Annotated in this window: 11 protein-coding genes and 1 pseudogene; 4 read left to right on the top strand and 8 right to left on the bottom strand. The window is 62.6% G+C overall.

From position 1 onward, the window contains the following. Window positions 1-11: 11 nt before the first annotated feature. Window positions 12-341 (top strand): TraR/DksA family transcriptional regulator, encoded by a 330-nt coding sequence (locus IM739_RS07260; RefSeq protein ID WP_237370513.1) that lies wholly within the window; start codon window positions 12-14, stop codon window positions 339-341. A gap of 86 nt (window positions 342-427) precedes the next feature. On the opposite strand, the gene IM739_RS07255 is transcribed toward IM739_RS07260, so the two are convergent. After that, window positions 428-2,746, bottom strand: a complete 2,319-nt coding sequence (locus IM739_RS07255; protein ID WP_237370512.1) for a Tex family protein — start codon at window positions 2,744-2,746, stop codon at window positions 428-430. 163 nt (window positions 2,747-2,909) lie between these two features. Here IM739_RS07255 and purD point away from each other — a divergent pair, with 163 nt between their 5' ends. The 3 genes from purD to IM739_RS07240 all read left to right on the top strand — a co-directional run bounded on the left by purD (window position 2,910) and on the right by IM739_RS07240 (window position 6,930). Next, window positions 2,910-4,181, top strand: coding sequence for a phosphoribosylamine--glycine ligase (gene purD, locus IM739_RS07250; protein ID WP_237370511.1), 1,272 nt, complete (start codon window positions 2,910-2,912; stop codon window positions 4,179-4,181). A 125-nt stretch (window positions 4,182-4,306) separates the two neighbouring features. Next, window positions 4,307-4,753: a plant virulence effector HPE1-like domain-containing protein gene (locus IM739_RS07245; RefSeq protein WP_237370510.1), complete on the top strand. Its 447-nt coding sequence runs from the start codon at window positions 4,307-4,309 to the stop codon at window positions 4,751-4,753. Between the two features lie 350 nt (window positions 4,754-5,103). Further along, window positions 5,104-6,930 carry a methyl-accepting chemotaxis protein gene (locus IM739_RS07240; RefSeq protein WP_237370509.1) on the top strand — a complete coding sequence of 609 codons (1,827 nt, stop codon included), beginning with the start codon at window positions 5,104-5,106 and terminating at the stop codon, window positions 6,928-6,930. Between the two features lie 54 nt (window positions 6,931-6,984). On the opposite strand, the gene IM739_RS07235 is transcribed toward IM739_RS07240, so the two are convergent. The 7 genes and pseudogenes from IM739_RS07235 to IM739_RS07205 all read right to left on the bottom strand — a co-directional run bounded on the left by IM739_RS07235 (window position 6,985) and on the right by IM739_RS07205 (window position 14,335). Next, a complete protein-coding gene (locus IM739_RS07235; protein ID WP_442981102.1) occupies window positions 6,985-7,485 on the bottom strand; it encodes a DUF523 domain-containing protein in 501 nt (166 codons plus the stop codon). Window positions 7,486-7,490: 5 nt separating this feature from the next. After that, a pseudogene (locus IM739_RS07230) lies at window positions 7,491-7,786 on the bottom strand (type II toxin-antitoxin system RelE/ParE family toxin). Next, window positions 7,783-8,025, bottom strand: a complete 243-nt coding sequence (locus IM739_RS07225) for a type II toxin-antitoxin system ParD family antitoxin (RefSeq protein WP_237370507.1) — start codon at window positions 8,023-8,025, stop codon at window positions 7,783-7,785. The pseudogene IM739_RS07230 and the gene IM739_RS07225 overlap by 4 nt, the downstream one beginning before the upstream one ends. 91 nt (window positions 8,026-8,116) lie before the next feature. Beyond that, window positions 8,117-10,456 (bottom strand): glycine--tRNA ligase subunit beta, encoded by a 2,340-nt coding sequence (glyS, locus tag IM739_RS07220; RefSeq protein WP_237370506.1) that lies wholly within the window; start codon window positions 10,454-10,456, stop codon window positions 8,117-8,119. Window positions 10,457-10,553: 97 nt separating this feature from the next. Continuing rightward, window positions 10,554-12,482: a DUF2207 domain-containing protein gene (locus tag IM739_RS07215; protein WP_237370505.1), complete on the bottom strand. Its 1,929-nt coding sequence runs from the start codon at window positions 12,480-12,482 to the stop codon at window positions 10,554-10,556. A 5-nt stretch (window positions 12,483-12,487) separates the two neighbouring features. After that, window positions 12,488-13,750 carry a 3-phosphoshikimate 1-carboxyvinyltransferase gene (aroA, locus tag IM739_RS07210; RefSeq protein ID WP_237370504.1) on the bottom strand — a complete coding sequence of 421 codons (1,263 nt, stop codon included), beginning with the start codon at window positions 13,748-13,750 and terminating at the stop codon, window positions 12,488-12,490. Window positions 13,751-13,783: 33 nt separating this feature from the next. Next, entirely contained in the window at window positions 13,784-14,335 is a 552-nt protein-coding gene (locus tag IM739_RS07205) for a LemA family protein (RefSeq protein WP_237370503.1), read from the bottom strand. Between the last annotated feature and the right edge of the window lie 35 nt (window positions 14,336-14,370).

Genomic DNA, 14,370 nt, shown 5'->3' with positions numbered 1-14,370 from the left:
GGAGGACGCCCATGGATATCGCAGGCTACGAACGCATCCTGACCAAGCGGAAGGCGGAGATCGAGGCGCGGCTGACCAGGATCGATGACGACCTTGGCCAGCAGCGCAGCGCAGACAGCGAGGAGCGGGCAACCGAAACCGAAAATGACGAAGTGCTGGAAGAGTTCGGCCAGGTCGGGGAAGCGGAGCTTCGGGCCATCGACGCGGCGCTCGACCGGATCGACGGCGGAACCTTCGGCACCTGCGTGACCTGCGGGCAACCGATTGCTGCCGCACGACTTGCGGCCGTGCCGCATACGCCGTTTTGCCAGGAATGTGCCGCCGGACGACAAGGCCGGTAACACCCCGGCGCGCGCTTGAGCACAAAGGTAGCTTGGACACTTGAAAGGCCGGAGCGAAACGCTCCGGCCTTTTCGTTCGGCGAGTATTATTTCTTGCGCATGGCCTCGGCCAGCGCCGCGCCGAAGCCGCCAACGGCCGGCGTTTCCGGCTTGGGCGGCTTGGCATTGGCGTGGCGCATGGCATTGGCGTTGCCGCGCGTATCGCCACGCGGAGATGGAGCCTGGGCTTCTCCGCCATCCTTGCGCATTGTGAGCGCGATACGCTTGCGCTTCACATCGAACTCGACGACACGGACCTTGACGACATCGCCGGCCTTGACGACCTCATGGGGGTCCTTGACGAAGCGATCGGCGAGCTGGGAGACATGCACGAGCCCATCCTGATGCACGCCGATATCGACGAAGGCGCCGAAGGCGGCGACATTGGTCACGGTGCCTTCGAGCAACATGCCGACCTTCAGGTCGGAGATCTCCTCGACACCATCGGCAAAGGTGGCGGTCTTGAAGCTCGGGCGCGGGTCGCGGCCGGGCTTTTCCAGTTCGGCGAGGATGTCCTTGACCGTCGGCAGGCCGAACTGCTCGTCGATGAAACGTTTCGGATCAAGCGCCTTCAACGTGGCGCTATCACCCATGAGAGCGCGCAGATCGCGACCACAGGCGGCGACGATCTTTTTTGCCACACCATAGGCTTCCGGGTGAACGGACGAGGCGTCGAGTGGCTCCTTGCCGTTCGGGATGCGCAGGAAGCCGGCGCATTGTTCGAAGGTGCGGGCGCCGAGGCGGGCAACCTTGAGCAGATCCTTGCGGCTTTGAAACGGACCGGTCTGGTCGCGATGGCTGACGATGGCCTCGGCAATCGAGCCGCCCAGACCCGAGACGCGGGCGAGCAGCGGCGCGGATGCCGTGTTAAGATCGACGCCGACCGCATTCACAGCGTCTTCGACGACGGCGTCGAGCGAGCGACCGAGACGACCCTGGTCGACATCGTGCTGGTATTGGCCGACGCCGATCGACTTCGGCTCGATCTTGACGAGTTCGGCAAGCGGGTCCTGCAGACGGCGGGCGATAGACACGGCGCCGCGCAGCGAGACGTCAAGATTGGGGAATTCCTTCGCCGCAGTTTCCGACGCCGAATAGACCGAGGCACCGGCTTCCGAGACGATGACCTTGGTCGGCTTCGGGGCTGTGGCCGGAAACTGCGCCAGCATGTCGGCGACCAGCTTTTCCGTCTCGCGGCTGCCGGTGCCGTTGCCGATGGCGATCAGCTCGATACCGTGCTTGCGGATCAGCGAGGCCAGTTCAACCTGGGCACCCCGCACGTCGTTGCGCGGCTGGAAGGGATAGACGGTCGAGGTGTCGAGCACCTTGCCCGTGCCGTCGACCACGGCGACCTTGACGCCGGTGCGGATGCCCGGGTCGAGGCCCATGGTCGGGCGCGAGCCGGCGGGAGCCGCCAGCAGCAGGTCTTTCAGGTTGCGGGCAAAGACATGGATCGCCTCTTCCTCGGCCCGTTCGCGCAGGTCGCGCATCAGGTCGAGCGACAGCGATACCGAGAGCTTCACCCGCCAGGTCCATCCCGCGACATCCATAAGCCATTTGTCGGCCAGGCCTTTGGCGGCAATGTCATAGGCGGCTGCGATCGTGCGCTGCGACGGCTTCACCGGTGATGGATCGTCGCGGTCGACCTCGATCGACAGGGTGAGGAATTCCTCGTTCCAGCCGCGCAGCATGGCGAGTACCCGGTGGCCGGCCACCGTTGCCCAACGTTCGGAATGGGCGAAATAGTCGGCGAATTTCTCGCCGGCCGCTTCCTTGCCCTCGACAACCTTGGAGTAAAGGATCGCGCGGTCCTTCATGTCGTTGCGCAGGCGGCCGAGCAGATCGGCATTTTCCGAGATCAGTTCGGCGATGATGTCGCGGGCACCTTCCAGCGCTGCCTTCACGTCCGGCACATCAGGGGTGACATAGGCGGCAGCCAGCACCTGCGGATCGGCGGAGCGGTCGGCCCAGATCGCGTCGGCCAGCGGCTGCAGGCCCTTTTCGCGGGCGATCTCGGCGCGGGTGCGGCGCTTGGGCTTGAAGGGCAGATAGATATCCTCAAGCTCCGCCTTGGTTGCCACCAGCGCAATCTTGCGCGCCAGCTCGTCGGTCATCTTGTCCTGCGAGGTGATGCTCTCGACGATCGCCTTGCGACGGGAGGCCAGCTCACGCAGGTAGATCAGCCGTTCGGCGAGGTTGCGCAGCTGCGTATCGTCCAGGCCGCCCGTCACTTCCTTGCGGTAGCGGGCGATGAAGGGAACGGTTGCGCCCTCGTCCAGCAGACCGACCGCCGACACCACCTGATCGGGGCGGGCATTGATCTCGGTCGCAATCAGGGCTGCAATGGATTTGATGTCGTCGGCCATGGGAATTCTCCAGTCTTTCAAGCGGCGACCATAGCCGCGACAGCAGTGAAGGCAACAAAGTGCTCCACCCCTCCACAGGAATACGGCAGTTCCGGGTTTTTCCTTGACCTTTGCCCCCTTCCCCCTTAACCGCCGCCTATCCAAGGCAATCGGAGGTCGGGCAATGAAGGTTCTGTTGATCGGTTCGGGCGGACGCGAACATGCGCTGGCCTGGAAAATTGCCCAGTCTCCCCTGCTCTCCAAACTTTATGCCGCTCCCGGCAATCCGGGCATTGCCGAGCATGCAGAACTGGTTTCGGTCACTGTCGAGGATCATGACGCGGTCGTTGGCTTCTGCAAGGAAAACCTGATCGACTTCGTTGTCGTCGGGCCGGAAGCGCCTCTGGTAGCGGGCCTTGCCGACGTGCTGCGCGCCGAGGGCATTGCGGTCTTCGGGCCGTCGGCCGCCGCCGCCCAGCTGGAGGGCTCCAAGGGTTTCACCAAGGATATCTGCGCCCGCTTCAACATCCCGACCGGCGCCTATCAGCGCTTCAACAATGCGCCGAAGGCCAAGGCCTATGTGCGCGAACAGGGCGCGCCGATCGTGATCAAGGCCGATGGCCTGGCCGCCGGCAAGGGCGTGACGGTCGCGATGACCGTCGAGGAGGCACTTGCTGCCATCGACGACTGCTTTGAAGGCGCGTTCGGCGCGGCCGGCGCGGAAGTCGTGGTCGAAGCCTATCTCGACGGCGAGGAAGCGAGCTTCTTCTGCCTGTCCGATGGCAAGACGCTTTTGCCGCTTGCCACCGCCCAGGACCACAAGCGCGTCGGCGACGGCGATACCGGCCCGAACACCGGCGGCATGGGCGCCTATTCGCCCGCCCCGGTGATGACAGCCGGCATGGTCGAGCGGACGATGAAGGAGATCATCGAGCCGACCATGCGCGGCATGGCGGAACTCGGCATGCCGTTTTCCGGCGTGTTCTTCGCCGGCCTGATGATCACGGCAAAAGGCCCGGAGCTGATCGAATACAATGTGCGTTTCGGCGACCCGGAATGCCAGGTGCTGATGATGCGGCTGAAGAGCGATCTTTTGCCAATCCTGCATGCCTCAGCCATGGGCACGCTCGACCAGGTTTCTGCCGAATGGAGCGACGATCCGGCACTCACCGTGGTTCTAGCCTCCAAGGGCTATCCGGGCAGCTATGCCAAGAACACGCCGATCGCCGCCATTCCCGCAGCCACGAACGGCGCCAAGGTGTTTCATGCCGGTACGGCATCGAAAGACGGCCAGCTGGTCGCCACCGGCGGCCGGGTTCTCAACGCGACTGCAACGGGCCGGACCGTGGCGGAAGCACAGGCTGCCGCCTATGCGCTGGTCGATGCGGTTTCCTGGGACAATGGCTTCAGCCGCCGCGATATCGGCTGGCAGGCGATCGCGCGGGAAAAAGCCTGAGCGAAGAGGCACATCCAGGGTGACCTGCCGGAAAATTGCGCATTCGTTCAAATTTTACCATTCCCTCTGACCGGATCGAAAGAAAGCGGCGCTAGGGTCCTCGTGAACAATCCGAGGAATACGAGATGCGCAAGTTTCTTTTGACGGCCATGTTGCTTGCAGGCACGAGCCCCGCTTTCGCCTCATCGATCGAGGTCATCAGCGGCACGCCGACGCAAGCGCACAGCATCACGGCGATCGCCTGCCCGAACTGCCCGCCCCCGCAGGTGAAGAAAGACAAACACGCCTATCAGGTTCCGACCGTCCCAAGCGGCTCGCAAACCGCGGAAATCCTCGATGTCGGCGGCGAGAAAAAGCTGAAGCGGATTGAAAGCTGGCTCGGCGGCTCGCCGGTCGTGATCATGAGCTCTGCAGAGGGCTGGTCGACCAATGGCTCGATGGTGATTGCTGGCAACGCGCCATCTGCCGGGCAGATCGACCATGAGGCAACCACTGCAGCCGTCAACGTGGCGCCGCCCGCAGATGGCAAGCTTGATCTCGATACCGCCGGTTTCGACCTGCGCCTGAAGTGACTGTTTCAGCTACCCTTGCCCAAATCCAGCCGCACGATCCAGGCTGAGCGGGCTGCCGCGCGAATGCGGACAAACGCTCCGGGATGTCCGGAGCGTTTGCATTTCCTGCCGCCAGACGGCGCGGGGGTCGGGCAGCACAAGTACAGGCAGTGCAAGTTCGGGCTCGCGGATCAAGGCTTGCAAGCAAGGGAGTGACCTACATCGGCGCCTATTATTTTATTAATATTTGATACGTAGTTTACCGACAATGCAATGCAGCATCGGCAGCGAGACTCAAGCGGCCTCCGTCATCATCGACCTTGAGCGGGCACGACGGACAACAGCTCTCACTTCCGATCCTGCGAGGGTTTATGAACCGCCTCAAGATTTCCATGCAGCTGATGCTGCTTGTCGGCGGCCTGATGGCCGCCTTTGCCATCGCCACTTTTTTCCAGGTCAAGGCATCCTCGGACGCCATCTATCAGCAGCGCTATGAATTGCTGAGGACGCAGGTCGAGACGGCGATTTCCGTCATGAAGACCTATGACGACAGGGTACAGTCAGGCGAACTCTCGCTGGATGACGCCAAGGCACAGGCTTTCGCGACGTTGAACAAGCTGAAATTCGAACCCGATGGCTATTTCTTCGGCTACGACTATGACGTTGTTCTCGTCTTCCACCCGACATCCAAATCCGTGGGTCAGAGCAGCAAGGGCAAGGGCGATCCGACCGGCTATGCCTATCGCGACGAACTGGTCAGGCTTGGACAGAATGGCGGCGGTTATGTCGAGTTCATCGGTCCGAAGCCCGGCCACGACCCGAACGACTACAGCTTTCCGAAAGCGGCCTATGGCATGACCTTCCAGCCCTGGAAGATCGTCGTTGCCACCGGCCTCTACACCGACGACCTGAAAGCCGAAGTGCGTGCAAACATCATGCAGACCATCGGCGTTTCACTCGGGATCCTGGTGTTGGCGCTCAGCGCGGCATTCGTGGTGGTGCGCGGCATCACCAAGCCGCTGAATGCCATCCATGCCGCTCTCGAGGCCGTGGCCGAAGAAAATGTCTCCATCACCATTCCGCATACGGACATGCGCAATGAAGTCGGCATGATGGCCAATGCCACACAGGCGCTTCAGGAGAAGATCCGCGAACGCCATGCGCTGGCCAAGCGCCAGGAAGAACAGCAGCGCGAACTCGATGGCGAGCGCCAGCAGAATGCCGACATGCAGGTGGCGGAGGCCAATCAGCAGGCGCATGTGGTGAGCACCATCGGCGCATCGCTGGTCAAGCTTGCAGAAGGCGATCTCACGGTCCGCTGCAACGACCTCGGCCCGAAATATGCGACCCTGCGCGAAAACTTCAACGAAGCGCTTGGCCGTCTTGAGGAAGCCATGGCGCGCGTCAGCCTGAAGGGCAACGATATTGCCGTCAGCAAGGAAGAAATCCGTCGTGCCTCCGGCGAACTCGCAACCCGGACGGAGCGCCAGGCGGCCAATCTGGAAGAAACCTCGGCAGCGCTCGACGAACTGACCGTTGCCGTTCGCCAGACAGCCGACGGCGCCCGCGAGGCGGCCAGCCGCGTCGGCAGCGTCTCAACCGAAGCCCGCCAGAGCGACGCAATCGTATCGCGCGCCATCGAGGCGATGAGCGGCATTGAAAAGTCGTCCGAGGAGATCACCAAGATCATCGGCGTGATCGATGAAATCGCCTTCCAGACCAATCTCCTGGCCTTGAACGCAGGCGTCGAGGCCGCACGCGCCGGCGAAAGCGGCAAGGGTTTTGCCGTGGTTGCCCAGGAAGTGCGCGAACTGGCGCAGCGTTCGGCTGCGGCAGCCAAGGAGATCAAGGACCAGATCGCCCGGTCCTCAGCCCAGGTCGAACAGGGCGTGCAGCTCGTCGGCCAGACCGGGGAGGCCCTGAAACGGATCTCCGACCAGATCGCCAGCGCCAACGACATTGTCTCGAAGATCTCGCACAGCGCCCAGGAACAGGACACAACCCTGCGCTCGATCTCGTCTTCGGTGAACCAGCTCGACACGGCCACGCAGCAGAACGCCGCTATGGCCGAAGAGACCACGGCATCGGCCGAGGTTCTGGCCAACGATACCGGCGACCTGCTGGCCCTGATCCGCGGCTTCCGGACATCGGGCGCCAAGGCCGATCATGGCCATCAGCCGATGCGCATGGCGAGCTGAGCACGCCAGATTTCGACGACAGTTGCGAGCCGCCGGAGCGATCCGGCGGTTTTTCTATGTCCGCCAGACAGTCTCGATCCTGGTGACAAGCGCATCGATCTCACGGTCGGAATAGACCTCGATGCCGGCCGACTGCATCAGCGCCGCCGTGACGCCGTTTCCGACATGGCGCCTGCCGGCGAAGGAGCCGTCATAGATGAAACCGGAACCGCAGGACGGGCTACCGTCGATCAGCAGGGCGAAGCGACAGCCCTGCGCCTTGGCGAAGGCCAAGGCCTTTTCACCACCATCAATGAATTTGGCCGTGACGTCGCCTCCGGTGACTTCCAGCACCCGCGCGCGGCCGGCGAGCACATCGGCACCACTCATGCCGTTCTCGATTTCCGCCGGGGGACGCGGCGTCGGCAAGCCACCCGCCTGTTCCGGGCAGAAGCCGACCAGCCTTCCCTCCGCCTGCCAGCGGACAATCGCCGGGTGATGCAGCGGCTTGCCCTTGCCGTCATAACGGACGGGGCGGCCGAGAAGGCAGGCGCTGATGAAGATTTTGGCGGGCATAGATGCTATTCGTTGAGTTGCCGGGCAATATCGCGTTTTTCGTGAACTATACGAATGACATCAATCAAATCGACCTCGACCACATAAAATATCAGGTGGTGCCCGACTTTGTATCTACGATAGTTTGAATGTAGCCAGAAACCGGCCGCCCCAGATGTGGGTTGGCGACCAGATGGCTAATCGACGCAAAGATGTCAGAGACATAGTGCTCGGCCTGTGTCACGGACCAGATTTCGGCGGTGTAGTCCCAGATCTCTTCGAGATCAGCCTCTGCCGACGGGCGAAGGCTGTACGAGCTCACAGTGTACGCTCGCGCATGCGCGCGATGAACTCATCCTTATCTACATACCGGCCAGGGCCGCTGTGTTCACCCTCGATCAAGGCCTGTCTCAGCCATTCGAGCTTGTCTTGCTCCTGCTTCAACAGCCGCAGCCCCGCCTCGACGACCTCCTGGGCAGAGCCGAATTGGCCGCTCTCGACCTGCGCGTCAACGAAGCTTTCCAGGGGCTCGCCCAATATGATCTGAACCGACTTGTTCATCCATGCTCCTATGCGCAAAGGACTGGTGTTGCCGGATTATACTACAGGGGATGAGCAGATACAAAAAGCCCCGCCGGAGCGGGGCTTGGGATCAGCCGGTGATCTTCGAGAAGTCAGCGACGGTGCCCGTCGCCTCGCGGATCGCCTTCAGGAGGGCCAAACGGTTGGCGCGGATGGCGGCATCCTCGTCGTTGACCAGGACGTCCTCGAAGAACTTGTCGACCGGGGCACGCAGTGTCGAGAGGGCCTGCATCGCAGCACGGAAGTCTTCCTTCGAGACCGCCTCGGCGGCAGCCTTGGTCGCCTCGGTGACTGCGGCGTAGAGCGCCTTTTCAGCGTCGAGCTTGAGCAGGTCTGCGGAGACGCCATCGGCGACGACGGTGCCCTTCTTCTCTTCGGCGGCCAGCAACTGGGTGGCGCGCTTGGTGCCGGCGAGGAGGTTGAGGCCGTCTTCCGAGGTGATGAAGGCGGTCAGTGCTTCGGCGCGACGCGCAACCATCAGCAGGTCGTCGGTTTCCGGCGTCAGAACGGCATCGATGATGTCATGGCGGGCGCCCTGGTCGCGGAGGTAGACTTTAAGGCGGTCGTGGAAGAAGGAGAGGAGGTCAGATGGAAGCTTGGCAAGCACCTCTCGTGAGAACCCAACGTCGTAGTCCTCCGGAACTGAACGCATAAGGTCAGGCAAAAACTTGACGAGTAGATCAGGTCGACCAGAAAGACGCTCGGCTTCAGCAAGACTCCCCGCTAGTTGTGCCATGTGCTCCCGGGCGAACAAGCGCGCTAGGTTGATCGCCTGAGAAACGAGAACACCGAGCAGCGGAAGTCGTATCCCCTTTTCCAGAATGACCCTTACCATACCCAGCGCCGCACGCCTTAGCGCGTAAGGATCCTTCGACCCCGTCGGCTTCTCATCAATCGCCCAGAAGCCGACGAGCGTATCGAGCTTGTCGGCGAGCGCGACCGTCAACCCAACCTTGTCGGCCGGCAAGCGGTCGGAGGGGCCGTTCGGCTTCCAGTGGTCCTCGATTGCGGCGGCGACCGAGGCGTCCTCCCCCTGCAGGAGAGCATATTTGCGGCCCATTGCGCCTTGGAGTTCGGGGAATTCGCCGACGGCTTCGGTGCGCAGGTCAGCCTTGGCCAGCACCACGGCGCGGTCGACGAGAATCGGATCGGCACCGACGATCGGGGCGAGTACCTTGGCGAGTTCGCGAATGCGCGCCACACGTTCGCCCTGCGTGCCGAGTTTGGCGTGGAAGGTGACGTTGAGCGCGTCGAGCTTGGCCATGCGCTGGTCGAGCGGCTTTTGAAGATCGAGGTCGAATTTGGCGGCCGAGGCCTTCAACGTCCCGAGATCCGGAAGGTCGCCCTGGTCGCGCTTCCAGAAATGCAGGGCGTCGGAGAGACGGGCACGCACGACCTTGCCGTTGCCGTGAACGATCTCCTTGCCGCCATCGGTGGCGGCAATGTTGGAGATCAGGATGAAATGGTTCGACAGCTTGTCGGCCTCGCCTTGCGGCCGCACGACGAAGCACTTCTGGTTGGTCTTGATGGTCAGGCGGATGATTTCGGCCGGGATCGACAGATAGTCTTCCTCGAAGGTGCCGAGCAGGACCTGCGGCCATTCGACCAGGCCGGAGACTTCTTCCAGCAGGCCTTCGTCCTCAACCAGGTCGAGGCCATTGGCAAAGGCGATGTCGCGGGCGTCGTGCAGGATCATGTCCTTGCGGCGATCGGCATCGAGGATGACCTTGGCGCGCTCGAGGCTGGTGACATAGTCGTCGAAGCGGCGGACGGTGATGGCGTGCGGCGCATGGAAGCGGTGGCCATAGGTGATGTTGGACGCCACGATGCCGTCGATCTCGAAGGGGATGACCTGCACTTCGTCATGCTCGGGGCCGAAGGTGCAGATGATCGACTGCAGCGGACGGACCCAGCGCAGGCTTTCCATGCCCTTGCCCTCGACGCCGCCATAGGTGGAACCCTTGGGCATGGAGGCATAGCCGGAGCGCATCGAGGTCGGCCAGGAAAAGGAACGGATGATGCCGGGCATCACGTCGGCAATGATCTCTTCCGCCGCGCGGCCGGGCTTGTCGATATAGGCGACGTAGAAGTCGCCCTTCTTCGGATCGGTTTTGATCGCCGCCTGGTCGATCGAGGCCAGACCCGCGCCGCGCAGGAAGCCATCGATTGCGCCTTGCGGCGCCGAAACGCTCGGGCCCTTCTTCTCTTCGCGAATATCGGCGGAACGCGCAGTCAGGCCGCGAATGTCGAGCGTCAGGCGTCGCGGCGTCCAGTATTCGCGCGCACCTTCGTAGGTCAGACCGGCATCGACCAGCGCATCGGTGACCGCCTTCTTCAGATCGCCAGCAGCCTTGCGCTGCATGCGGGCGGGGATTTCCTCAGAGCGGAGTTCGAGCAGTAAATCGGGCATCAGACTGACTTTTTCGCTTGTTGCATAGGGCTGCGGGGGACTTAGCAAGCCGCGCGGAAAAAGTCATCCATGCAATCGCCGAAAATAGTCGTTGGCTCTACCATCCCCCGCCACCGCCGCCGCCTCCGCCGCCGCCGGAAGATCCGCCGGAGGAAAAGCCGGATGTCGACGAGGACGAGGAACTCGGCGGTGGGGCCGGAATGGTCGAGGCGATCGTCGTTGCCATCGACGACGAGAAGCCACCGATGCGGTCGCCGAACGTGCCGCGATTGCGGCCGTGATACCACATCGGCTGATAGGGTTCGGCCTCGGCCCGGGCCGCGGCCAGCCAGGTTTCGAACGTTGCCGACCAGGGTTTTTCGACGCCGAGCGCGACGGCATAAGGCAGAAGCGTTTCGAAATGCGACGGCGACATGGTCGGGGCACCCGCCATGTTCATCCGGTCCTTCTCGGCCAGTGTCATGTAAATGCGAAGACCTTCAATGCCGTCCATCAGCTTGCGTCCAAGCGGGGTTGGCGCATCCATCAGGAAGAAGAACAGGAAGTTGGCGAGAATGATGCCGCCAATGGCGATGATCACATGCAGTTGGCCGCTATGCGACAGATCGAGCAGGATCGACATCACGATCGTGCCGAAGATCGACAGGCCGACAAAGCCGACAAAAGCGCCGATGACAATCGAGACGATGCGGGTGAGCAGAGGCGCCCCGCGCCGCAGTCCCTTGCCGATGCCAACCGAGAAAATGCCGAAGAAGACGGAAAAGAAAGTCGGCACGATCATCAGGGCCACGGTGTCTTCCTGCAGGTCGCCGAACATCAGCAACAGGAAGAGGATGGCGACGCTGATGGCGATGCCGCCGGCGATATAGCCAGTATTGCCGCGGTAGTATTTGCCGCGATGTTCCTTCTCGATCGCCGAGCGGAAACTGTTGCCGACCTGTTGAACACGTTTGCCATTGGCCTTGTCTATGGTCAGCGTGTCGCCCTTCGACCCAACGGCTGACAGCAGTGTCTCCTGTCCAGAAGGCAACTTCTCCCTGGCCGGTTTGTCCGTGCGCGTCAGCGTGATGGAATTTTCCAGGTCATCCAGCGTGATGTAGCCCTTGACGGCGAGATCTAGGGCCGACGCGGACAGGGCCGTCCAGCCACCGTTGGAAAAGCCCTTGTTGTCGACATAGTTGACCAGAGCCGGAGAGATGCCGTCCGGCGCATCCCAGCGCGGCACGACGACGCCCTTGGCAGGGTCGCGGCCGACCGCCATCCAGGACCGCAGGTAGTAGCCCAGCACAAGGATCAGGCCGCCGATGGAAAAGATATCGGCGAAATTGTCGCGCAGATACCACCAGAGGCCCGTTTCCGGCTCGGGCGCGGCCACCGTGCCCTTGGGCATGGCGAGCACGATGGTCAGGCCCTCCCGCGCGCCAAGCGGCGCAGTGGTTTCAAATTCCAGACCACCGCTGCCGGGAACGACGCGGGCATTGCTGTCGGTGGAGCCGACAGCACCAGTGTAGACGGCGGTCCTGGTCGGTTGGATATCGCCCGGCAGGGTGACGCTGGCGCTCGCCTCCTCGATCGGGAACAGCCAGCCATTGCCGGTGACATTCCAGTAGAGTTCGTCATGATCGTCGAAATAGCGGATCTGCCGGGCTGTGGTGTAGGTGAAGACATAGGTGTGCTCGCCCGGGTCGAGCGTCACATCGGCGGATCCTGCATAGATGCGGATGCCTCCGTCGATGCTCTCGGTGTGAAAAGGCTCCGGCTCGCCGTCGCGCTCCACCGAGGTCAGATCGAACGCGACCTCACGGCGCTTGCCGCGTTCATTGGTGTAATAGAGCGGAAAGTCGCGGAAGATGCCGCGCTTGATGTCGATGCCCTCGGCATTGACGGTGATCGTCTCCGTCACCTCGAGGCTAGCGTCGGCGGAAACCGCGATATCGGCGTGATAGGAGCGGATCACCTCCTCGGCCCATGCGCCGCATGCCGTCCAGAGAGTGAGAAGCAAGGCGGCGCAAAGGCGAAGGAGCATAGGGCTTATCCGTTGTGTTTGACCTGCTCGACCCCGAGCGAGGCAAGCGCATCCCAATAGCCGGGATAGGTCTTGCCGACGCAATCGGGGTCCAGAATGGTGATGTCGCGGATCTTGAGGCCGGCAAGCGCAAAGCTCATGGCAATGCGGTGGTCGGCGAAGGTGTCGATATCGGCCGGCAGCGACTGGCCGGCGAGCGACGGATCGGACGACACGATCAGATCATCACCCTCCTCCGATGCCAGTCCTTCGCGGATGTTGTTGAGGCCGGTGGAGACCGCACGGATGCGGTCGCATTCCTTGACGCGCAGGTTGGCGATGCCAATGAAACGGACCGGATGGTTGTTGAAGGCGGCAAGCACGGCGATCGTCGGGATCGCATCCTGCATCTGGCTGCCATCGATCACCGCAGGCATGTTCGGGAAGGCGGCGATCACATCATAGGCCTTGGCGTCGGGCTGGGTGAAGGCGTCGGCCGGCGTGCCGATATCGATCGCCCCGCCGGTCATCACTTCCGCGCCCCAGAGATAAGTGGCGGCCGAGGCATCCGGCTCGATGTGGAAATCGGTCGCGGTATAGCCGGTCGGCTGAATCACCCAGGAGGACGGCGTCGGCTGTTCCACTTGGGCTCCAAAAGCGCGCATGGCCGACAGCGTCAGGTCGATATAGCCGCGCGCGCCGATATCGGCACCGGCGAGCTCGATGGTGAAGGGTTCGGAGCCGCAGGCGGCCGCCATCTGCAGGGCAGAGACATACTGGCTGGACAGGCCGGCATCGATAACGACATGGTTCTTCCTGAACGAACCATTGGCATCAATGGCGACCGGCGGGCAACCGGAAGGAGCCGCGATCGCGACGCCGAGCGACTGAAGCGCATCGACCAGCGGCTTGATCGGCCGCTTGCGCATGTGTTCGTCGCCATCGACGACGTAACGGCCCTTGCCGAGCGCCAATGCCGCGGTCAGGAAGCGGGTCGCGGTGCCGGCATTGCCGAGGAAGAGCGGTGCTGCCGGCTCTTTCAATTCGCCGGAGCTTGTGACGACGAAGGTGGTCGCGTCCGGTTCCTCGACGGTCACACCCATGGCGCGCAGGGCTTCGGCCATATAGCGGGTGTCGTCGCTTTTCAGGGCACCAGTCAGGCGGCTCGTGCCCCTGGCAAGGCCGGCGAGCAGCAGCGCGCGGTTGGTGATCGACTTCGAACCCGGAGGGCTCACCCGGCCGGTCAGGGCATGGGCAGGCGGAATGATGGTCAGTCTGTCAGTCTTCATTGTCTCGTCTCGGAGGGGGCAGCAGGCCTGGTGTCAGAACTTGACCGTCGGTACCGCACGGTCGGCCTCGTTGGCAATCTCGAAATACGGCTTCTTGGCAAAGCCGAACTGGCCGGCGACCAGATTGTTCGGGAAGGTCTCGACCTTGACGTTCAAATCGCGGGCTGCGCCATTGTAGTAACGACGCGACATCTGGATCTCGCCCTCGATGGTTTCAAGCGATTTCTGCAGCTCGACGAAGTTGTCGTTCGCCTTCAGGTCGGGATAGGCTTCTGCAAGGGCGACGATCTTGCCAAGGGCAGCCCCCAGAAGACCTTCGGCAGCAGCACGACCGGCGACGTCGCCGGCTGGCACGGCCTGGGCCTTGTTGCGCAATTCGATGACACTTTCCAGCGTGCCCTTTTCATGGCCGGCATAGCCCTTGACCGTCTCGATCAGGTTGGGGATCAGATCGGCGCGGCGCTTCAGCTGCACGTCGATGCCCGACCAGGCTTCCTCGGCCATCTGCCGGGCCTTGACCAAGCCATTGTAGATGAAGACGACATAGGCGGCGATGGCGGCAATAATGGCAAGCGTCGTGAACATGTAATTGCAACTCCCCAGCTTCGATGCGCAGACGT

Origin of the sequence: Rhizobium sp. SL42 (assembly GCF_021729845.1) — a bacterium.
In the GTDB taxonomy this organism is placed as follows: domain Bacteria; phylum Pseudomonadota; class Alphaproteobacteria; order Rhizobiales; family Rhizobiaceae; genus Allorhizobium.
Note: the sequence above shows the minus strand (reverse complement) of the source record. Positions and strands in the feature narration are given on the sequence as shown.

Excerpts from the sequence above, each read along its gene's own strand:
- IM739_RS07260 (WP_237370513.1), top strand. The coding sequence starts at position 12 with ATGGATATCGCAGGCTACGAACGCATCCTGACCAAGCGGAAGGCGGAG.
- IM739_RS07255 (WP_237370512.1), bottom strand. The coding sequence starts at position 2,746 with ATGGCCGACGACATCAAATCCATTGCAGCCCTGATTGCGACCGAGATC.
- purD (WP_237370511.1), top strand. The coding sequence starts at position 2,910 with ATGAAGGTTCTGTTGATCGGTTCGGGCGGACGCGAACATGCGCTGGCC.
- IM739_RS07245 (WP_237370510.1), top strand. The coding sequence starts at position 4,307 with ATGCGCAAGTTTCTTTTGACGGCCATGTTGCTTGCAGGCACGAGCCCC.
- IM739_RS07240 (WP_237370509.1), top strand. The coding sequence starts at position 5,104 with ATGAACCGCCTCAAGATTTCCATGCAGCTGATGCTGCTTGTCGGCGGC.
- IM739_RS07235 (WP_442981102.1), bottom strand. The coding sequence starts at position 7,485 with ATGCCCGCCAAAATCTTCATCAGCGCCTGCCTTCTCGGCCGCCCCGTC.
- IM739_RS07225 (WP_237370507.1), bottom strand. The coding sequence starts at position 8,025 with ATGAACAAGTCGGTTCAGATCATATTGGGCGAGCCCCTGGAAAGCTTC.
- glyS (WP_237370506.1), bottom strand. The coding sequence starts at position 10,456 with ATGCCCGATTTACTGCTCGAACTCCGCTCTGAGGAAATCCCCGCCCGC.
- IM739_RS07215 (WP_237370505.1), bottom strand. The coding sequence starts at position 12,482 with ATGCTCCTTCGCCTTTGCGCCGCCTTGCTTCTCACTCTCTGGACGGCA.
- aroA (WP_237370504.1), bottom strand. The coding sequence starts at position 13,750 with ATGAAGACTGACAGACTGACCATCATTCCGCCTGCCCATGCCCTGACC.
- IM739_RS07205 (WP_237370503.1), bottom strand. The coding sequence starts at position 14,335 with ATGTTCACGACGCTTGCCATTATTGCCGCCATCGCCGCCTATGTCGTC.